This window comes from Alloprevotella sp. OH1205_COT-284 (assembly GCF_003859795.1).
GTDB lineage: Bacteria > Bacteroidota > Bacteroidia > Bacteroidales > Bacteroidaceae > Alloprevotella.
In genome coordinates this window covers 14,580-35,563 of the sequence record NZ_RQYI01000014.1, presented here as the reverse complement: position 1 = coordinate 35,563, position 20,984 = coordinate 14,580, and the positions used below count along the sequence as shown (strand labels likewise).

Annotated in this window: 16 protein-coding genes and 3 tRNA genes; 5 read left to right on the top strand and 14 right to left on the bottom strand. The window is 47.0% G+C overall.

Annotated elements, in window-relative coordinates:
- Positions 1-12 precede the first annotated feature (12 nt).
- The 4 genes from EII14_RS05015 to EII14_RS05000 all read right to left on the bottom strand — a co-directional run bounded on the left by EII14_RS05015 (position 13) and on the right by EII14_RS05000 (position 3,344).
- The gene (locus tag EII14_RS05015) at positions 13-1,530 is read right to left on the bottom strand and encodes an alpha-L-fucosidase (RefSeq protein ID WP_124931466.1); all 1,518 of its coding nucleotides are present in this window, start codon (positions 1,528-1,530) and stop codon (positions 13-15) included.
- A 299-nt stretch (positions 1,531-1,829) separates the two neighbouring features.
- Positions 1,830-2,318, bottom strand: a complete 489-nt coding sequence (locus tag EII14_RS05010; protein ID WP_124931465.1) for a metallophosphoesterase — start codon at positions 2,316-2,318, stop codon at positions 1,830-1,832.
- 8 nt (positions 2,319-2,326) lie between these two features.
- A complete protein-coding gene (locus EII14_RS05005) occupies positions 2,327-2,971 on the bottom strand; it encodes an AAA family ATPase (protein WP_124931464.1) in 645 nt (214 codons plus the stop codon).
- Between the two features lie 300 nt (positions 2,972-3,271).
- Positions 3,272-3,344: transfer RNA gene (locus tag EII14_RS05000), tRNA-Thr, on the bottom strand.
- 233 nt (positions 3,345-3,577) lie between these two features.
- Between EII14_RS05000 and EII14_RS04995 the strand changes: the two genes are divergently transcribed.
- Positions 3,578-3,665, top strand: a tRNA-Ser gene (locus tag EII14_RS04995).
- A gap of 92 nt (positions 3,666-3,757) precedes the next feature.
- Here the strand turns inward: EII14_RS04995 and EII14_RS04990 are convergent.
- From EII14_RS04990 to EII14_RS04980, 3 genes are all read right to left on the bottom strand, one after another.
- Positions 3,758-4,843 carry a hypothetical protein gene (locus tag EII14_RS04990; protein WP_124931463.1) on the bottom strand — a complete coding sequence of 362 codons (1,086 nt, stop codon included), beginning with the start codon at positions 4,841-4,843 and terminating at the stop codon, positions 3,758-3,760.
- The gene (locus EII14_RS04985; protein WP_124931462.1) at positions 4,831-6,948 is read right to left on the bottom strand and encodes an ATP-binding protein; all 2,118 of its coding nucleotides are present in this window, start codon (positions 6,946-6,948) and stop codon (positions 4,831-4,833) included. The genes EII14_RS04990 and EII14_RS04985 overlap by 13 nt, the downstream gene beginning before the upstream one ends.
- Positions 6,949-7,676: 728 nt before the next feature.
- Positions 7,677-7,750: transfer RNA gene (locus EII14_RS04980), tRNA-Met, on the bottom strand.
- Positions 7,751-7,920: 170 nt separating this feature from the next.
- Here EII14_RS04980 and EII14_RS04975 point away from each other — a divergent pair.
- Genes EII14_RS04975 through EII14_RS04965 form a run of 3 tightly spaced genes read left to right on the top strand, consistent with a single transcriptional unit; the run spans position 7,921 to position 11,104 of the window.
- Positions 7,921-9,204, top strand: a complete 1,284-nt coding sequence (locus EII14_RS04975; RefSeq protein WP_124931461.1) for an O-acetylhomoserine aminocarboxypropyltransferase/cysteine synthase family protein — start codon at positions 7,921-7,923, stop codon at positions 9,202-9,204.
- A 48-nt stretch (positions 9,205-9,252) separates the two neighbouring features.
- A complete protein-coding gene (gene miaA / locus EII14_RS04970) occupies positions 9,253-10,185 on the top strand; it encodes a tRNA (adenosine(37)-N6)-dimethylallyltransferase MiaA (protein WP_124931460.1) in 933 nt (310 codons plus the stop codon).
- Complete coding sequence (locus EII14_RS04965) at positions 10,175-11,104, top strand: diacylglycerol kinase family protein (protein WP_124931459.1); 930 nt, start codon at positions 10,175-10,177, stop codon at positions 11,102-11,104. The genes miaA and EII14_RS04965 overlap by 11 nt, the downstream gene beginning before the upstream one ends.
- A 272-nt stretch (positions 11,105-11,376) precedes the next feature.
- Here EII14_RS04965 and EII14_RS04960 read toward each other — a convergent pair whose 3' ends face one another.
- The 5 genes from EII14_RS04960 to EII14_RS04940 all read right to left on the bottom strand — a co-directional run bounded on the left by EII14_RS04960 (position 11,377) and on the right by EII14_RS04940 (position 17,547).
- On the bottom strand, positions 11,377-12,567 hold the full coding sequence (locus EII14_RS04960) for a pyridoxal phosphate-dependent aminotransferase (protein ID WP_124931458.1): 1,191 nt from the start codon (positions 12,565-12,567) through the stop codon (positions 11,377-11,379).
- 102 nt (positions 12,568-12,669) lie between these two features.
- Entirely contained in the window at positions 12,670-13,392 is a 723-nt protein-coding gene (locus EII14_RS04955; RefSeq protein ID WP_124931457.1) for a Bax inhibitor-1/YccA family protein, read from the bottom strand.
- Positions 13,393-13,422: 30 nt separating this feature from the next.
- The gene (locus EII14_RS04950; RefSeq protein ID WP_124931456.1) at positions 13,423-14,637 is read right to left on the bottom strand and encodes a bifunctional 3,4-dihydroxy-2-butanone-4-phosphate synthase/GTP cyclohydrolase II; all 1,215 of its coding nucleotides are present in this window, start codon (positions 14,635-14,637) and stop codon (positions 13,423-13,425) included.
- 62 nt (positions 14,638-14,699) lie between these two features.
- Positions 14,700-16,634, bottom strand: coding sequence for an LptF/LptG family permease (locus EII14_RS04945; protein ID WP_124931455.1), 1,935 nt, complete (start codon positions 16,632-16,634; stop codon positions 14,700-14,702).
- A gap of 559 nt (positions 16,635-17,193) precedes the next feature.
- Positions 17,194-17,547 (bottom strand): helix-turn-helix domain-containing protein, encoded by a 354-nt coding sequence (locus EII14_RS04940; RefSeq protein ID WP_124931454.1) that lies wholly within the window; start codon positions 17,545-17,547, stop codon positions 17,194-17,196.
- A 156-nt stretch (positions 17,548-17,703) separates the two neighbouring features.
- On the opposite strand from EII14_RS04940, the gene EII14_RS04935 reads away from it, so the two are divergent.
- Complete coding sequence (locus EII14_RS04935; RefSeq protein ID WP_124931453.1) at positions 17,704-18,591, top strand: radical SAM protein; 888 nt, start codon at positions 17,704-17,706, stop codon at positions 18,589-18,591.
- A gap of 187 nt (positions 18,592-18,778) precedes the next feature.
- On the opposite strand, the gene EII14_RS09320 is transcribed toward EII14_RS04935, so the two are convergent.
- A complete protein-coding gene (locus EII14_RS09320; protein WP_158608329.1) occupies positions 18,779-18,928 on the bottom strand; it encodes a hypothetical protein in 150 nt (49 codons plus the stop codon).
- A gap of 515 nt (positions 18,929-19,443) precedes the next feature.
- Positions 19,444-20,967, bottom strand: a complete 1,524-nt coding sequence (locus tag EII14_RS04930) for a PepSY-associated TM helix domain-containing protein (RefSeq protein ID WP_124931452.1) — start codon at positions 20,965-20,967, stop codon at positions 19,444-19,446.
- Positions 20,968-20,984: the final 17 nt, after the last annotated feature.

The following is a 20,984-nucleotide window of genomic DNA, read 5'->3' as shown; positions in this document are numbered from 1 at the left end:
AGATTTGAGGCGTTAGTAGATGGAAATACGGTGAAGAAGCGGACAGGCTTTGGCGTCCATAATGGTGATGCGCAAGGCTTTGACATCATAAGCGTTGGAATAGCTGTGTTCCGTCGAACCGTTGAGCGGAATGATGCGCTTGTAGCCGATGGTGGTGGTTTCTTGGCGTTCGGCACGCTGTGTCCATTCGTTGCCATCGGCGGAAGTTTCGATCTTGAACTTCTTGACACGTTGTCCTTTGGCGATGTATTCCATCAAATCCACGTATCTCACCTTTTGAGGCGTATCCCACGTAAAGGTAATGGTTGCCGAGGTGGTACCGTCGGGTGCGGCCCAATAGGTATTTTTATCGTTGTCGGTGAGGTTTTCGGCAACATATTTTTTGTTCAAACCGGCCGTACGAGTGACACTTGCTTTGACCTTCGCATTTGGAGCAAGGTCTTTGGAAAGACGCTGTGTGATCAGCTCGCCCATGCGAGTCACGGCAGTGACTGTGGCCGGAGGCAATACTCCTGCTTTATTGGGGGGCAGGTTGAGAATGAGGGTGGAGTTTCGACCGACGGTTTCGAGATACATTTGGAAGAGGGTTTCCGGGCTGAGAGGTCTCTCGCCATCGTGATAGAACCAACCTCCGCTGGTACCCTTGGCATCACTCTCGCCGGGCAACCAGAACCATCCGTTTTCGTTGCCATACATTCCGTTGTTTTCGGGAGCATAACCTCTGTTTTCGGGGCTCCAATTGGTTTGTCCAGCCCAACCTTCCTCGTTGCCGATCCAGCGGGCTTCACCGCCGACACCCCACAACACGCAATCGGGACAAACCTTGTGTACGGTGTCGCGCAGATTGGGCACGTCATAGTAGGTTTCGCGATCTATGCTGCGATTTTCTTTCGCACCGCCATAGTAGCCGCCACCGCCGTTGGCACCGTCAAACCACATTTCAAACTGATCACTTCCATATTTGGCAAGTTCGGCCGATTGACGCAAAAAGACTTCTTTCACATAGCGATCCGTTCCGTAGAGAGCCGAGTTGCGATCCCACGGAGAAATGTAGAAGCCATACTTCATTTCCAGCTCCTTGGCCGCTTTGGCGAAAGCTTCGGGAATATTGAGTGTCTTGGCATACGTATTGTTGGAGTTTTGGCAATGGTGGTCGGTCGTTTCTGTCGGCCACAGACAAAAGCCATCGTGGTGCTTCACCACTGCGATGCCACCTTTCATACCCGCTTTTTTAGCCACTTCGAGCCATTGGTGAGGATTGGGAAGTGCAGTGGGGGCAAAAGTATTGAGGTTTTCGTCGCCGTATCCCCACTCCTTACCGGTGTAAGTGTTCATGCCATAGTGAAAAAAAGCATAAAACTCGGTTTCCTGCCATTTCAGTTGGCGCGGATGCGGCACGGGATGCACCGGTGCCGGTTCGTTTTCGGGATTGGGAAGATCTTCGTTGATCAACCGAAAGTCTTCTTGCGCCCATGTCATGACGGGCGATGCCAAAAGCAGCAGCGCAACAAAATGTTTGAGTGTTTTCATGATGAATAATGTGTTTGAAGACAGTGTCCTCCCAAAGGGAAGCGGACGCTCGACAATTAAATGTCCGAAATATAGAATGCGATTGAATATTAACGGGAGCAAATATAAATAAAACTTTTGACATCCACCTCATTTGTGGTGCAAAATATGGACAAATCGATCAAAAAATCATATTTTCAACAATCGTCGCGTTCCTTTCCTCTCTCATTCAAAATCAGCGTGAAACACCACCTCGTCGTCCACTCGCTCGTTTCGGACAGGTTGCCGACGATGTCGCACAGGGGAATATGCCGTTGCGGTCAAGCCAATTCTATGATTTCGACATCTTTGATTTTTGCGCCATCAATGGAAAATCGCACCAACGTACGCACTGCGTGCCAGCCATGCCGGCCGGCCGCTCCGGGATTAATGTGCAACAATCCCAACGACGGGTCACGCAAAATTTTGAGAATATGACTGTGTCCGCTGATAAAAAGATGCGGAGGGTTTTGTCGCAACATCCCGATCACAGAGCGGTCATAGGCTCCGGGATAGCCGCCGATGTGTTTGATGAGCACTTCCGTCTCTTCACATCGAAAACGGAGCGTTTCGGGAAAACGGCGGCGCAACACCCTGTCGTCAATATTCCCGAAGACGGCGCGCAATCGACCGATTTCCTCCAAACGGTCGGCCACCTCGGGAGTGCCGATGTCGCCGGCATGCCAAATTTCGTCGCATTGGGCAAAATGTTGCGCAAATCGCGGATCATAACATCCGTGTGTGTCGGAAAGAAGACCAATTCGAACCATTTGTCTTTTTAGCGTAGCTCCACCGGCTCAATGCCGAGTTTCTCAATGGCAAACTGTGCGATATAGTCGGCCGTCCGCTCAATACCAAGCACCGACGAATTGATGCAAAGATCATAGCTGTCGGCCGCTCCCCATATGCCGGAAGAGTAGAAATTGTAGTAGTCCGACCGCCGTTCGTCGCACTCTTCAAGAATGCTTTTTGCCGTTTTTCTATCCACCTTTTTACGCTCCATTATCCTTGCAGCTCGATCATCGAGATCCGCCGCCACAAACACATCGAGATGACGAGGATGATGACGAAGAATGTAGTCGGCCACCCGTCCCATGAAAATACACGAACGCTCGGAGGCCACTTTTTGTATGACACGACTTTGAAGAACAAAGAGATTTTCTTCGCTCAACTGATTGTTGTAAAAATCACCGCCGCCCCCGATAAAAGGCTGTACTACGCCGATGAAAGAACTAAAAAAGCCCTTGCGCCCCTCTTTTCGCTCAAACACATCGGGGCCGAGGCCACTTTCTTGTGCCGCCATCGAAAGAATTTCCTTATCATAGCAGGCTATGTCAAAGCGTTCGGCAAGAAGACGACCGATTTCGCGACCGCCACTGCCCGATTGGCGCCCGATCGTAATGACAAACGGAGTTTGGTTCATGTGCAGAGAGATTTTGAGGTTTCGGAAAAATAAAAAAATAAAGAAAGTTTGTCGTTGCAAATGTACAAAGAAAAAGCCGAAATACTTTGGCTTATCTCCCTATCTTCGTCATACGGACACACATTTATTCAAAACAAGAACCGGCGAAGCCCTCAAAACAAGGCAAAAAAGAGATTTATTTGCTATTCGGAAGCGCAAACATTGATTATCCCCATCGAAAAATCGGATCTACTTTATGGCATTCATCCATGAGAACATAAAAAACAAAGGATGCGTCTTTCTTGACACATCCTTTATTTGAGCCGAAAACGAGACTCGAACTCGTGACCTACGCATTACGAATGCGTCGCTCTACCAACTGAGCTATTTCGGCGAGGTTTTCTTTGTAAAAGCGGTGCAAAGATAGGAAGTTTTACGTAAAACTCCAAATTTTACTCGTTTTTTTACCTGCTTATTTCCAAAACAGGTAGAATTTATGGGGATCAGATGATTTTTCTCGCAAAAGGACTTCTCTATTCAAAAAAAAGACATACCTTTGCACTCGCATTCGGGAAAATACCCGTATAACATTGAGAGAAAACGTTCTCTCGACTTTAACCCCACCAAGGAGAGGTGCTCGAGTGGTTGAAGAGGCACGCCTGGAAAGCGTGTAAACGTCAAAAGCGTTTCGGGGGTTCGAATCCCCCTCTCTCCGCAATCAAAGGTGCAAATCGGCAAACAGCTTGATTTGCATCTTTCTATATAAAAACTTATGAGAAAAAAAACGACTTTTGCGGCATTGAAATATCAAATCCGTTCTGAGATAGAAGCCAAATCCACAAAATCAATATAACACCAATGCTGTCTTATTTTAATGTGTCCATTTTCAAGTACGCCAAGTTGAGTAAGGATATCGCGTTTTAATTTACTAAATGGTCTATTGAGATTTTCTTTCGGATCTAACTCTGTGCCAAAAAACATTCTATAGATAGAATGTTCTGTATAATCATATATTTTTAAGGTATCATTTAGTAAATGTGAGAGATATGAGCTTGTATTTTTCTCAAAGAATAGCAAAATATCTCTAACCTCAAGTTCTCCATGATACGCATAGAGTTTTTCAATTTCAAAAGCTTTGAGCATATTCTTTTCCTTTTCATCACTCACATTTTCACAAATCACCGAATATGTCATATCTTGTTCTAATTTATACTTAAACTTAAAAATTGGCTCTTGAGGGGTAGAATCAAGGTATGGATGTATATGGGTATCAAGTTTAAAAATAGCATTCCCTTTTATTGAACTGTTGCATATTGAACAGCAGGGAATTAAATTGTATATGTTTAGTGACAACAAAGGATATAATTCTTTGGAAAACCAATGATCTAATTGTGGACGGGCGATTCGTTCACTGTTGTTTTTCCCATCAATGGTGATAATATATTGACGATTACAATATGTACAGGTATTATGTCCCTGTTCTATTGACAGCTTATATGATCGTGATTTATTCCTTGATAGTTGGCCGTCGTACTCAAATACATCAAGTAGTTTTTTTAGCACATTGGAATATTTTCGGTATAAAGCGTCTTGTTCCTCATCGCGTCTGTCTCCTTTCTTTTTTGCTTCAAGATATGATTCGAATTCATTTTCATTGTAGCCAAGAACAATCTGTCCCATTAAATCATTACATAATTCATGTGACTCATCAGGCTTACCAATCAACAACTTTTCTAATATAGCTCTATCATGACTCTCTTCATTCGTAGGTATAAGAATATCTTTTATACGCTGTTCTAATGAAGAACCATTTATTCGACCATATAATCCTTCAAGCATCAAATCTTTATACCATGTGATTAGTTCGGATGACGGTGCTTTTAATTTCCACATATTAGTTCATCTATTTGACGTTGCAATTCTTTTATCTTCTGTTCTTTATCTGTTTCAGGAAAAACTCTGTGATATTCCTCTAAAAGAACATTCCTTATAATGGGCTCATCAATTAGCATAATCCTCTCATGAATCTTTTTATCATCAGCTTTTCTATTTTTCTTTTCATCTTCCATTTCTTTAATAATGCTTTTGATGATAAACTCCGCATATGCACCAATAGCCCCCTTCGTCAGAAAGAAACTATCTTTGAGTATATCATGAATATTGGCTCCAAATGTGCTTAAATGAGTTTTTTCTGTATCATCCGTATCATTAGAGTTTAATTTTAATGCTAAGATATTACGGCTCGGAATATCAGACAAAACGAAAGGAGAATGCGTAACAAAGCATATATGAATACTTCTGATATTAGAAATATGCATTTGTTTGATTCCTTCAAGAAGATTCTTGATATATGTTCGTTGTAATTCCGGATGGAAATATAATTCAATTTCCTCCATTACAACATTAATATGTTTATAGGCAACACGTTGTTTGTTTGTATCTTTCCATACAGAATCAAGATTGGAAAGATGATACAAGAGGGCACTAATAGAATATGTTTGTTGCCTTTCTCCAGAACTTAGAGTTTCAAATAGAACGGGATTCTTATTATATATATCTTGAAGTTCTATCTGAATGTCATAAAATGGAGGCGGAACTAATTCTTCTACAGAATAAATAAACTTCTTTCCTATACCAGTTTCTGCTTTCTGCTGTTCTTCTATATCCTTTATACCCTTAGAGATTTTATTGATAGCAAAGGTACAAGAATCTCTATCGTTATCATATATTCCATAAACAATATATGATAATGTCTGACGTATCTTTCTTGTAATATGAGAATGGTCTTTACTCATACGTATAATTAACTTGCGAAGAGCTTCCTCGTCAATTTTATATCTTATAGTATGATGCTTTCGAAAGAAATTATTGTATTGCTTATATTTTTTTGATATTTTCAAGGTTTTATATACCAAATAGCCAACAGCGGCTTCATAATGTTTACGCTCCTTGGAGAAGCCTTCTAATTTTTCAGCTATCATCTCGCCCCAATATTTCACTATGGAGGATTTGAATTTATCAAAACCTTTTTGCTGTAGCCGTAATCCAAGATGCCGGTTTAAGTATTTCGCATTATACTCTATTCCTCTATTGGACAACTTAAGTCCAGTAACTTTAAGATGACCATTAATAATGCGAAATTGAGATTTGGGCATTATCAATAGAGTGATTAATCGTTCTCTGGATAGTTTATTTTCGGTGTTAATATCAATATTTCCTTCAGTCCTAAAGGGTGATAATACAATAGGAGTTTGATAGCCATCGTTTTTATGAAATATGCCATTCAACCAATTTCGATACTCCACATCATATATCTTTTTCTTGTCCTGTCTGATTAATGCCTCTCTTTCATTACTATTACATTCTTGGTGGTAGTCGGTTGTATTATATGCGTAAATGCTATAGTTCGATATATAGGTGTAGAAAAAACTACCATATAAACCATTTAACGAATTATCATCCTTCGACTTTGATATACCCTTCATCGGTGATTCGCTCATTTCGCTATTTATATTTTTTTCATCAAGTAAGACATACTTACGCATCCCTTTTACCTCTTCCTTTATATCAGAATAGCGCCCCAATAGTACCTTTCGGCTTTTAATTGTTAATCTATATGGTATTCCATCCATCATATAATAGTATTCACCTGCAATATTATCTATGTAATGCAAATGTTGAGAGCCGGGGTTAGTTTGGTACTCTCCTAATGTGGCTGCTGCAAAGTTATTCACCAATCGCATATAAAATTCAACTAATGAACTTTTTCCTGAGCCATTCTCACCAACAATCGCAGAAATACTTATATCCGGACTACCTGGATCAGAGAATAATTTCTGAAAAACAATATCCTTTTCAAGACGATAGGGAGAAACGCATAAATCCCCTTCTCTTGTAATCTCAAAACCGTCTAACAAATAATATACTTTATTTGTTTTCAGTTTCCTTTTACCGACACTGTCGTCTGATAATACTCTAAGTGCTATAGGCGTCAACATATTTATTGTATTTTTCTCGCAAAGTTAACAATTATCTGTGATTCAAAATAATATTCACTTTCTTATTATAAAATCCCTGTAAAAGTTTCTTATAACACTGTCCATTCCATTTTTTTCGGATTGGATATTCTTTCTCTCGAAAAACATCTGTACATCAGTAAATTATCAGAATTTATACATTTTAATCCGCAAAACAATTTTCCGGATTTTAGGTTTGCCTTATGGGCGCACATTTCGCTTACAAAATCAGTATTATTGCTCTCCGATAATGGTTGATTTGTTTGAATATGCCTATTCGAACATCCATTGTTCGCAACGCATCCGCAATGTCAAAAATCGGGCTCCCCTCTCCACTATCGGCATCTGTCAGACACTGAAATTCCCATTAATCGATCTGCTCTATTACTTCCGTTTCTGCAGCCTCCGCACTTCCGATAAAATCGCTCTTTTTGCCCGTTTCCCTACCTCTATATTTTATTTTTGCCGTTTTGCCTCCGCTAAAACGCCTTATCATCTGAATGTCAGCGAATTCCTTGCGAAGGCAAGTGAAGGTAAAAATCGCTCATTAGGGTAACGCGTGAGCGCGTGAGAGATTGCAAGAAGACAGCGAAGCAGAGAATCGTCACGACCTCCTATGTGGAATTTTCTACTTCCCATGTAACGTTTTCCATCTCTGAGTTAAACAAAAAAAAGAACGTTCGAAGCTGTTGCTTTCGAACGTTCCAAAGTAGCGAGGCCGAGGATTGAACTCGGGACCTCAGGATTATGAATCCTGCGCTCTAACCATCTGAGCTACCTCGCCGTGGTTTTAATTTCGAGTGCAAAAGTAGGAAGTTTTTTCTAAACGGCAAAGCTCATGGGGAAAAAAGTTTTGAAAAATCCGTTTCATTGCGCATTTCCGGGCATCAGATGCAGTTGTTTCGACAAAATCAGCTATTTTTGCCATTGTAAAACCAACTCATACATATGACAATGACTAAACAACCCAATACCGGAACACTTTGTGTTCAAGCAGGGTGGACTCCCAAAAATGGAGAAGCACGGCAACTGCCGATATATCAAAGTACGACTTTCAAATATGACAGCAGCGAACAGATGGCGCGCTTGTTTGATTTGGCCGAAAGCGGTTATTTCTACTCTCGTCTGCAAAATCCCACCTGCGACTCCGTGGCCGCCAAAATCGCCACGCTCGAAGGGGGAGTGGCGGCCATGCTCACGTCGAGCGGACAAGCTGCCAGCTTTTTTGCCGTATTCAACATTGCCGAAGCCGGCGACCACATCATCGCTTCCAACACCATCTATGGCGGAACGTTCAATCTTTTTGGCGTGACGCTGAAAAAAATGGGTGTGGAGTGTACGTTTATCGACCCCGAATGGAGCGACGAGCAAATTCAAGCCTGTTTTCGTCCCAACACGAAATTGCTGTTCGGCGAAACAATCTCCAACCCTGCCGGGCATGTTTGCGACATTGAGCGGTTTGCCCGCATTGCGCATGAAAACGGCGTGCCGTTGATCATCGACAACACTTTTGCCACTCCCGCACAGTGTCGTCCTTTTGAATGGGGGGCAGACATCATTGTGCATTCCACCACGAAATACATGGACGGACATGGTGCTGCCGTCGGCGGATGCGTTGTGGACAGCGGTCGTTTCGATTGGGAGGCCTACGCCCATAAATTCCCCGGACTTTGCACGCCCGACGAGAGCTACCACGGACTGACCTATACGAAGGCTTTCGGGCAGGCGGCCTACATCGTGAAAGCCACGGCGCAGCTCATGCGCGATTTGGGTTGCTGCCAAAGTCCTCAAAATGCTTATCTCCTCAACTTGGGGCTCGAATCTCTTCATCTGCGCATGAACCGCCATGCCGCCAACGCTCAGGCCGTGGCCGATTTCTTGGCTGCCGATTCGCGTGTGGCATGGGTGAACTATGGCGGACTGCGTGACAACAAGAACTATGCGCTGTCGCAAAAATATCTTGCAAATGGCGGATGTGGCGTTGTATCTTTCGGATTGAAAGGCTCTCGCGAAGACGCCGTGCGCTTCATGGATGCATTGCGTTTGATCAGCATCGCAACCCATGTGGCCGATGCAAGAAGTTGTGTACTCCACCCGGCCAGCCACACTCATCGACAACTGACGGACGAACAGCTGAGTGCAGCAGGCATTGCGCCCGATCTGATCCGTTTGAGCGTCGGCATTGAAGATGCGGACGACATCATTGCCGACATCCGACAAGCCCTCGACGCCAAATAATCGGGAACTGTTCCGCCCCCGAAACCACCATTGCTTTTCAAACAACGTATGGATCTCATCACCATTCTCGGCCCTACGGCTTGCGGAAAAACAAGTTTTGCCGTTTCGCTCGCCCAACGGTTGGAGGCCGAAATCATCAGTGCCGACTCACGCCAAGTGTATCGTCGCATGGACTTGGGCACGGGAAAGGATCTTTCCGAATATTTGTTGCCCGACGGAGGAAGCGTGCCTTATCATCTCATCGACATTGTCGAACCGGGCACGAAATATAACCTTTATCGGTATCAACAGGATTTTCTTGAAGCCTACCGGAAAATTCGGGCGGTCGGAAAGAGGGTGCTGGTGTGTGGCGGAACGGGCTTGTATTTGGAAAGCATCATCAGAAGCTACAACATCAGCCATGTGCCGCAAAATCCGGAGTTGAGAGCCGAACTCGAAGAAAAAAATCTCGAAGAACTCACCGCCATGCTGGCCGAACTGAAAGCGCGAGCGGGAATGGAAATGCACAACTCGACGGACGTGGATTCGTGCAAACGTGCCATTAGAGCCATTGAGATCGAAACCCACAACCTGCAAAAAAATGCAGGAGAAAGAGCGTTTCCCACCTTTTCATCTTTCAATATCGGGCTGAGCATCGATCGCGAAACCCGACGTTCGAGAATTTCAAAACGTCTGCGCGAACGACTTGATCAAGGCATGGTTGAAGAGGTGGAAGGATTGCTCGACGAGGGGATTTCGGCAGACGACCTCATCTACTACGGCCTCGAATATAAATATCTCACGCTTCATGCCACCGGAAAATTGAGCCGTGACGAGATGTTCGTGCAACTCGAAACGGCCATCCACCAATTTGCCAAACGGCAAATGACGTGGTTTCGAGGCATGGAGAAACGCGGTTGTACCATTCACTGGATAGACGCCCTGCTGCCGATGGAAGAAAAAGTGGAACTTGCGCTAAACATGATTGCCTATGAAACATGAACGCTGGGGCGTGATTTATTGCCCGACGGAGGGCAACCGCAAACGGCAACGACGCTGGAAACGCATTCGAGATTATCTCGAACACAGCGGGCAGGCCTTCGACTTCGTGCAGAGCGACGGAGCAGACAGCGTGGAGCGGTTGTCCGGTATGTTTACCCTCAACGGCTACGACACGATCGTCGTCGTTGGAGGAGATGCGGCTTTGTGCGAAGCACTCAACGGGATGCTCAAAGCAACTCCGAAAGGAGGAGAATATCCGAAGTTGGGTGTCATTCCGAATGGTTTGATCAACGACTTTGCACGCTATTGGGGCTTTCGCCCGTCTGCGCCCGAAACCACGATCGACGCCCTTCAAAAAGGACGCACGCGACTGGTGGATGTCGGACGCGTGCGGTTGCAAACGATCAACGGAGAGATCATCGAGCGCAGTTTTCTCAACTGTGTCAATGTCGGTTTGGCGGCTTCCATTATCAAGCTCCGCCGCCGTGCGCATAGTTTTTGGCGCGGCATCGGGTGGCTTCGGGAGTTGAGCAGTGCTTTCATGCTGTTGCTGCATCGGCACTCCACCCGAATGACACTGCATATCGGGAGCGGGGATTATTCGCAGCGCATCACCACGCTGTGCATCGGTTCTTGCACGGGCTATGGGCAAACGCCGTCGGCCGTTCCTTACAATGGTTTGTTGGATGTTTCGGCCGTGAGGCGTCCCGAATTGTTACAGGCTTTTGCTGCGCTTGTTTTGCTGTTTCGGCGGCGGTTTCTTTCTCAAAAAGGCATCAGCGTTTGGAGAGCGGCGGCCGTGGAGGTGAAGCGCATCGGACGCGTTGCGGTAAGCGTGGACGGACGGGCGATACACCGACATATCACCGCCCTCTCTGTGGATATACGACAAGAGGTCATACCGTTTCTTATTCCTTGACAGATCCGCAAAACAACTTGCGTGCCTTGTTGATTTACAGCTTCCGCAAAAATGTTGCAGCCGTCGAAAACATTGTGTTTTCGGCGGCTGCAACGATTTGTCGGGACGATGATACCTCGAATGGACGAGGTGAGTTTTCAGTCGGAAGAAAGATGGCGGGCAAACGAGGTGAAAAATATGGCTTTCGCCTGACATCGCACCACTTCTTTCGGAATTTATAGTTTTGCCTCTTTCTTTCAGACTTTATTTTGCCCACGCTTCTTTTAGAGCGTTTATTGGAGTTTTTCACACGCTTCTTTGATGCGGCGCATGGCCTCTACGATGTTTTCATCGCTTGTGGCATAGCTCATGCGAAAGCATTCGGGACTTCCGAACGAATCGCCGCCCACGGTGGCAACGTGCGCTTCTTCGAGCAGATAGAGTGCGAAATCGTCGGCCGTGCGAATGGTTCGTGTGCCACAGCTTTTGCCGAAATAAGAAGAGCATTTCGGGAAAAGATAGAACGCGCCTTCGGGATCGTTCACCTCAAATCCCGAAATCTCTTTGGCCAGTTGCACAATGAGATTCTTGCGACGGAGGAAAGCCTGACGCATTTCTTCGACGGGGCGTTGGTCGCCGACAAAGGCCTCTACCGCTGCTTTTTGAGAAACGGAGCACGGTCCCGAAGTGTATTGGCCTTGCAACTTGTTCACCCCTTTGGCCAAGTCGAGAGGAGCGGCCACGAAACCGATGCGCCAGCCCGTCATGGCATAGGCTTTCGACACGCCGTTGATGAGAGCGGTGCGCTCTTTCATGCCTTCGCAAGAGGCAATGGAGGCATGGCGACCGACGTAGTTGATGTGTTCGTAGATTTCGTCGGCAATCACAACCACCTGTGGGTGTTTGCGAAGCACGGCGGCCAAACCTTCCAATTCCGCTGCGCTGTATACCGAGCCTGTGGGGTTGGAAGGAGAGCAGAGAATGAGGGCGCGGGTGCGGGGGGTGATGGCGGCGGCGAGTTGTTCGGGAGTGATTTTGAAGTTTTGCTCAATGCCGGCTTCGACGATGACGGGAGTGCCGTCGGCCAAACGCACCATGTCGGGGTAGCTTACCCAATAGGGGGCGGGAATGATGACTTCGTCGCCTTCATTGACAAGGGCAAGAATGACATTGCAAACCGCTTGTTTCGCGCCATTGCCGACAACGATCTGCGTGGGGGCGTATTCCAAATCGTTTTCGCGTTTGAGCTTGTCGCAGATGGCTTGTCGCAGATCGAGATAACCGGGGACGGGACTGTAACGCGACCAGTTTTCGTCCACTGCCTTTTTGGCAGCTTCTTTGATGTGGTCGGGCGTGTTGAAGTCGGGTTCTCCTACGCTGAGATTGATGATGTCTATGCCTTGCGCTTTGAGTTCGGCACTTTTTTGAGACATGGCAAGCGTGGCGGAAGGTGCCAATCGGTTGAGGCGAGCGGAAAGTTGCATAAGAAAAGGTTTAGAAATGTTGATAGTCGATGTGGATGAACCAAGGCCAAAGGCAGAGCGTCGAATATCTCTGCCCTTGGCCTTGGCGGTCGGGAGCTTGGGTTAGTCACGGCTGCTGCCGAAGAAACGGAGCAAATAGAGGAAGAGGTTGATGAAATCGAGATAGAGCATAAGACTTCCGAGAAGTGCAAGTTTCATAGTGGTTTCGCTTTGCTCTTCGCCGTATTGTTGGAGCATGTTTTTTATTCTCTGCGTGTCGTAGGCGGTCAATCCGGTGAAGATGAGCACGCCGGCATAGTTGCAGAGCATCATAATGGTCGAATTCTTAAAAAACATATTGACAACCGTGGCGATGATCAACCCGATGAGTGCCATAAACAAGATGCGCCCGATGGCCGAAAGGTCTTTTTTGATGAATAAGCCGACGGCACCCATTGCGCCGAACGTTCCGGCCGTCACAAAAAAGGTTTGGGCGATGCTCTCCATGGTGTAAGCCAGAAAAATGCCCGAAAGCGTAATGCCGTTTAACACGGCGTAAATGCCGAAAGCCAAACCGGCCGAAGCAAAGGACATCTTCATGATGCGTGCCGACAGATAGAACACCAAGCCCAGCTCTGCCAAGATCAGACCGAAAAAGAGGGCTTTGTTGCCGAAGATCGTTGCGACGAGTTGTGGCTGTGTGGCCACGGCCATGGCCGTCAGGCCGGTCATGGCGAGCGCCAGTGCCATCCAAATATATACGTTTTTCATCACGGCGGGAAAGGAGAGGGAACGTCCCTGCCCGGGAATGGTGTAGGTGCGATTGTATTGCTCTTGTGAATACATGGTGAAAAAGGATTAAGGGTGTAACTTCTTTTATTTCAAATTATGGAGCGAATGGTGCATACGGTCTTTTTTCGTACGAAGATACTTTTCGTTTTCTTTTGTAGGACAGATTTCCATAGGCACATTCTCCACGATTTCAAGACCATAGGCTTCGAGGCCGACACGTTTTACGGGATTGTTGGTGATAAGGCGCATCTTTGTCACACCGAGCGAACGGAGGATTTGTGCCCCCACTCCATAGTCGCGCTCGTCGGGGTCATAGCCGAGGTGCACGTTGGCGTCAACGGTGTCATAACCCTCTTCTTGCAATTTGTATGCCGCAATTTTGGCCATCAGCCCGATGCCGCGCCCTTCTTGGTTGAGATAGAGGATGAGCCCTTTTCCCTCGCGTTCTATCAGTTTCATGGACTGATGCAGCTGTTCGCCACAATCGCACCGGCGACTGCCGAAAATGTCGCCCGTCACGCAGCTCGAATGTACACGCACGAGCAACGGTTCGCCCGGCTCCCAGCTTCCTTTGAAGAGCGCCACATGTTCGAGACCATTGCTTTTCTGCCGAAAGGGGATGAGGCGGAACGAGCCATGATCGGTCGGCATATTAACCTCTTCACCTCTTTCTATAAGGCTTTCTTCTTTCAGACGATGGGCGATGAGGTCTTTGATGGTGATGATGTTGAGCCCCTCGCGGCGTGCAAACTCTATGAGCTGGGGCATGCGTGCCATGGTGCCATCTTCGTTGAGGATTTCGATGAGGCAGGCCACGGGTTGCAGTCCGGCCATTCGTGCGAGATCGACAGCAGCCTCCGTGTGTCCGGCTCTTGCCAAAACGCCGCGATCTTGGGCATAAAGCGGATTGATGTGTCCGGGGCGGCCGAACCATTCGGGGCGTGCGTCGGGGTTGGCCAAGGCACGAATGGTGGCGGCACGGTCGTGGGTGGACACTCCCGTCGTGCAGCCTTCCAAAAGGTCGATGGTCACGGTGAACGGTGTACCCAACACTGAGGTGTTGCTTTGCACCTGATGATCAAGTTTGAGTTGTCGGCAGCGTTCTTTGGTAATCGGAGCGCAAAGTACGCCGCGCCCATGACTGAGCATGTAGTTGATCTTTTCGGGGGTGATGAGTTCGGCGGCAGTGATGAGGTCGCCTTCGTTTTCTCTGTCTTCGTCATCGACGACGACAACGAACTTTCCCTCTCTGAAATCGGCGAGGGCTTGGTCTATGGTGGCTAATTGAAGTTTTTTCATGATGAAACGTTGATTAAGAAAAGTTCCACAAGAGGATTGGCGCGATCTCTTCCCATATTTTTTCAGTCGGAGACAGCCGAAGTGTGTGGTTGTATTTGTTGGCGGATTTGCTGTTCGAGTCGCTCGCCCGATTTCACTATCTGTCGTAAGTCTTTAAGCAGACGCAAACGGAAACGCCAAATGCGCAACCACAACAACACACCCAAGGGGAAAAGCAGGCCGAACGTCCAGTTGTAGCGTTTTCGCGAGAAAGGCGTGGTGTGTGAATGGACATGAATGAGTGGCAGCTCGTTGAGGGTTTGCAACACATGGAAGTCGGCAGTGTTGGCCAAATCCTCCACGAGATTTTCGAGGTTTTCGCTCAGTTGCTCCACCTGCTCATCGGGGCGTGTCCGGAAGAAGATGCGGAAGTAGTTGGGGGCGAGCCAAAGGCGGTTTTCCTTGGTGTAGGCTTCGGCCTGTCGGATGAGCGTATGCAGATGTTGAAGATCGTTTTCGTAGTCGGGGGGGGTGATGATCACTTCTTTGCGGTGCAGATGTCGTTTCGTGCGCAAACCCAAGACCTTGCGGAAGAACGCCTTATAGGCATCCAGATTGAACACCACCGAATCTCGGTTGGCCATAAACGTGAGATAAGCTCCGGCGGGAGTAAGCACGGCGGTCGAAATCCACATGCCCAAAGTCATGTTGATCGTGCCGTCGCGTGCGGTTTTCATTCCCGATGTGTTGATGATGTAGTAAAGAATGAAAATTCCCACTGAAATGACGGTCGGCATTCCCAAACCGCCCTTGCGAATGATTGCGCCCAAGGGAGCACCGACAAAGAAAAATAACAAACAAGCCAGTGAAAGCGTGAGTTTCTGATGCCACTCGATTTGGTGACGGCGGATTTGATATTCCTGTTCTTTGATACTCTCGCTTCGCCAATCGTATTCGGCACTTTGCATTTGCAGCCGGGAAGCCGCCTGCGCTTCGGCCTGCTTGCGCTGTTCGGCAGAAAACCGTTTCAAAATTCGGTCGAAGGTGATCGGGCGGGCTTTGAACTTTTTCAGTACGGCCATCGAATCTTTCTTACTCAACGATTGCCCGTCCCACGTCGAACGATCCACCAAACTTTTGTGGAAATCAAGAGCGGAAGAGTCGATCGCACGGTTCATCGAGTCGATGTCGTGTACGATCTGTCTCATGTTTTTGGCCTGCGGCATAGAACGGAGCTGGTCGGCTTCGAGCTGATTGAAGTTGGAGTCGAAGTCGATGAGCAACTGCTTGTAGGAGAACGTTTCGCGGTCGTAAGGCACGCTTTGCGAATTGAACACCGACATGTTGTCGGATTTCAGGTTTTGAAACTGCTCTCCCGACCAAAGCGTCAGTCGCAAGTGCAGTTTGTCGGCCGTCAGTTCGAGGCGTGCCGAGTCGGCCAACACGATTTGCGCACGGTCAAAACCTTGATCGGTCTTGTAGATAATGGTGCGATACAACATGCCCGTTTCCGCATTCTTGCGCTCTACAAAAAGATTGAGGTTTTCCACCCCTCCGTAAAAAACGCCTTCGGGGATTTGCAAAGCCGGTTGCGATATTTTGATCGAAGTGGCCAGCGTGCGAAGCGCACGGTGAGCATTGGGGGCAATCGAGTTTTGAAAATGAAACGAAACCGCCACAAGCGGCACAACGATCCACAAAATCGGAAGCATGACGCGCACCAACGGTACCCCGGCTGCCTTCATGGAGAGCAGTTCGAGATTTTCGCCCATGTTTCCAAACGTGATCAGCGACGCCAGCAGCACAGCCAATGGCAACGACATCGGCACCAACGTGATGCCCATGTGCCAAAAGAACTGTGCCAGAATATCCGGAGTCAGTCCTTTGCCCACAAGGTCGTTGATCCAACGCCATGTGAATTGCATCATGAAGACAAACAGACATATGAAAAATGCCCCCACAAAAAGTTGCAGGAACTTGCCGAGGATGAATGTATCAAGACGCTTGACGATCAGCATGCGGAGAAAGGACTTATTCCGTGCAAATGTACGACTTTTTTTTCACCTTTCCGATACTCCTTGTCAAAAATGAAGAGATGCGTCGGAGCAACCATTCCGAAACGATTGGTGTCGAATAAAATAAGGGTTGCCCTTTGAATGGCTTTGTGATAAAGTTTCTTGCTTCCGAATCGTGCCTTGAAAGTCCTCACTCTGCTTTTCGCGGTCAATATCGGCACCCTCCTCTTCTTTTCCCCCTGTCTGTTCCGATTGTGTCGAAGGCATTTGGGAGGGAGCAGGCGTTTTCCCCGAAAATATCACCGCCATTTCTCTGCCGATCCTCCTCCGTCATTCTTTTCCCCTGAGAGTTTTTTATCACTATATCAAAGCCTTAGGGGTACAACTGAGGTTACAAGAATAACGTTTTTCTGCCATCTTTTGGCTGTTCCTTGTCTGCCTAAAATACGGTTCTAAGATACAGCTTTCTTTTGACATAGGCAAATCATTGAAAACAAGCCTTCTGCGGTTATTGCAAGATGCAAGTTATATATAGATATATACTTGCGCCTTGCACTAAATTTCAATACTTATTTTTCCGTCTGTTCTCCATTATCGTTTCAAAATTTTCCTGTCCCCATTGTTTCAACTGCTCTAAATGAGGGATTAAAGTTTCTCCAAATTCTGATACATGATATTCCACTTTGGGTGGAACTGATGGATATATTTTTCTATTTACCAATCCGTCCGTAACCAATGACCGTAAAACAGCAGATAGCATCTTTTCCGATATAGAGGGGATTGTTTTATATAGTTCATTGAAACGTATTACTCCATTCTCGTGTAGCTTCAATAAAACGACCAAAGCCCATTTGTCACCCATCCATTCCAGTATAGGGGAAGCAGAACAATAATTATAATCTAACTTTTTTCGCATTTTTCCGTCTTTGAATACATTGATATAGAGAAAAACTAACTCCAACGTAAGTAACTGACAGATAGCGCAGTTCTTCTTTATTCAAAAAGAACGCCCTAACTTTGTATCACAAAAATACATAAAAGAATCAATTCCAAGTGCTTAATTTGCAATTATATGAAACTATTACATTTTACGGGACAAGTATGGCGACCACCCTACGAGGCAAATTCCCAACTCTTACAGGTAACTGCCGGATGTACTCACAACAAGTGCAAATTTTGTAGTTTGTATTACGGAACAAAGTTTCGTCTATCTCCTATTACGGAAATCGAAGAAGATTTGAAAGTGATACAAAGTTACCAGTCCAAAGCTCGGCGAGTGTTTTTAACGGGGGGAAATCCATTTGTATTAAGTTATAACAGGTTGCTGGATTTAGGTCTTTTAATTAGGAAATATCTTCGCTATTGTGAAAGCATCGGTATGTTTGCCCGTATTTCAGATATTAAATCGAAAACAATAGAGGAATTGAAAAACCTGCGTCATTTAGGTTTCGACAGTATCAGTATCGGAACTGAATCGGGTGATGATGAAACATTGGCCGTCATGAACAAGGGATATACGGCTAATGATATTGTCGAGCAATGCAAGAAGTTGGAAGAAGCTAATATCAGATATAACTTCGTATATCTGACAGGACTTGCAGGCAAAGACAAGGGTGAGCAGAACGCTATCAATACTGCAAATGTCTTCAATCAGTTGCACCCTTTTACCATAAACTTTGTATCGCTAACAGTATTTCCCGAATCAGACTTATACATAGAAATACAGCGTGGCAATTTTATAGAGGCGACTGAACACGAACGGTTGTTAGAACTACGGACTTTCATTTCAAAGCTCTGTATAGAAACAACTTTGTTAGGAAATACGGTATCAAACACAGTCCCGTTTATCGGAATGATACCTAATGATAAAACTCGACTACTTAATGAATTAGATTTGGCAATAAAAAATATTGGAGAGGAAGAATTAAGACGATATAGAGATAGCATTAAATCACTGTAACAGTTCATTACATAAAAGAATTATGTAAGTCATTTAATAGCTATCTGATTTATCTTTGGGGCTTTTGCAGAGGTTTCCTCACTCTGCTTTCCGCGGTCAATATCGGTACCCTCCTCTTCTTTTCCCCCTGTCGGTTCCGATTGTGTCGAAGGCATTTGGGAGGGAGCAGGCGTTTTCCCCGAAAATATCACCGCCATTTCTCTACCGAATCTCCGTCATTCTTTTCCATTGCCGTTCGGTCGGGCATTGGCGTCATGCGGAAAAACACGCCTGCCTGAGAGGTGGGCATTTCTACCTTGGGAGTAGAAATTTCTATCTCAAAGGTAGTGAAAGCCATCTCCCGTCGAAACGAGAAAAGCAACCTTTCTCGCGCGCACGCGCGCGTTCCATAGAATTATGTTTTTGCCTTCACTGCCTTCGCAAAACGACCCAACGACATGGTTTTCAGAGATTTCCGGTGAAGGCAAGTGAAGGCAAACCGAAAGACGAAATTGCAAACACCTGAATTTCATGATGTTGGGGCGGATTTTTGCTTTCACCCACTCGAAAAAGCCATTTTTCGTCTTTCGTCAGCGGAAGTAAGTGAAGGCAAACCCCGCCGTTTGCCTTCACCGTAAGAGTACTGATTTTCAAACGATTGAAAAATCACTTTGACGGTTTGCCTTCACTTGCCTTCGCAACAAACACGCTGACAATCAAACAGAAAAGGCATTTTGCGAAGGCAAAACGGCAAAAAACAAAATATTGGGGTGAGAAACGGCTCAAAAGGGCGGTTTCATCGGAAATGCGACGAAGCCGGAAGCGGAAATCATGGGACAGCTCCCTTCAATGGAAAACGGCGCAACGGAGGGTTCACTTTCGAGAAGCCTCGGAGCAAGAACGACGACGAAATCTGATTGCCCAACCGCTCCACAACACGAGAATAGAAAGCAAGCCGGCCAAGAAGATGTAAAATCCGGCCGATTTGCCCAAGAAGGTATAGAGGCGGCCGTTGTGCAGTTCGAGAGCGGCATGCCACAAAGACATCGGCAAGAAACGGAAAGATTCGGGCATGGCTATGAGAGAAGTGCCGGCACGGTGCTGCACGACGCAATCTATCGGTGTGCCGTCGGCAGCGCAGAAATCACGACTGTATCCCGACACGGGCATTCCGCCGAAAGGCTTTGGCGAAGCCGCCTTTGCCACGGTCGCTCCGGTGGTGTAATCGTAGGCTTTTCCGCCGGCTCTGTCCCACTCGTAAAATCCGCTGAACGAACCGACCTGCCATTTCCCTTGGGGCGTTTGAGCAAGCACATTGAGCCCCATGACACTCACGGGAGGGGCATCGGCAATGGGGCGTGGCACGTCGGCAAAGTCTTTGAGGGAATAAAAGCCGTCGGAGGCAGACAGCAACCAGTCGCCCATCCGTTCGTCGTAGCGCAACATTCTCAGCCGTTCGTGCCAAGGGTTGGGTTGATCGAGCGCGGTGTAGGGAATGGGCGGTGTTTCCAATGAAAACAAAGCGATGAGCAACGGCGGACGAAGACACCAACCGGTGAAAACGAGGAGAAGGGTGAGCACAATGGTCTTGCGCCCGAAGAGGTCGTGATAGCGTATGTTTTGCTTCATTCGGCGGGCAGCGGTGCGACGGCGGTGCAACGGCAATCGGCGCAGATATTTCGGAAACAGCCAGTGCATGATGCCCGTGAGCGAAAGTGCGATGAGCACCAACGCCACGGCGTCCATGAGCAAACGGCCGGGCAACCCGAAAAGCTCTCCGCTGTGCAAGAGCCAAACGGTGCGAAAGAGAGAAACCTTTCCGGTGTGATCGGAGGGCGCGGGGAGCACAACGCGTTTGAAATGCCGATAGGGCGGACGCGACACGTAGAGGGAAGAACGGCCGACGGCGATGAGCGTATCGCCGTGCAACACAAGGTCGCTCCAACGCTCTTCTTCAAAATCGAATTTCACTTGTTGCCATTGGCGCGTCTGTCCGTGGCACACGTCTTCGGGAGGAAGAAGGACATAGAGGTGAAACAAGCCCATGGCATAGAGCCGTCCGTCGGGCAGCGAAACGACAGAGCGGATGTTGCGGTGATCGCCATGGGGCAGACCGGCGTTGAAATCGACAACGGAAGTGCCCATGGTGTCGGCCTGAAAAATGCCGCCGCTGCCATAGACAATGATGCTGTCGCCATGTCGCAAAGTGCCCCGCAAGAGGCCTTGGTTCCAGTCTTTATATCGGAAAGTTTCGGGAAGATAACGACGCGAAACGGTGCTGTCGGCAAAAAACGAACGATGATTGAGCACGATGCCCGAAAAGCAAAACATCAGCAGGAAGAAGCAAAAGAGCAATCCGATCCATTTGTGACATTTTCTCCAAGCGGAAAGTTTCATAGCCTAACAAGAGTTTT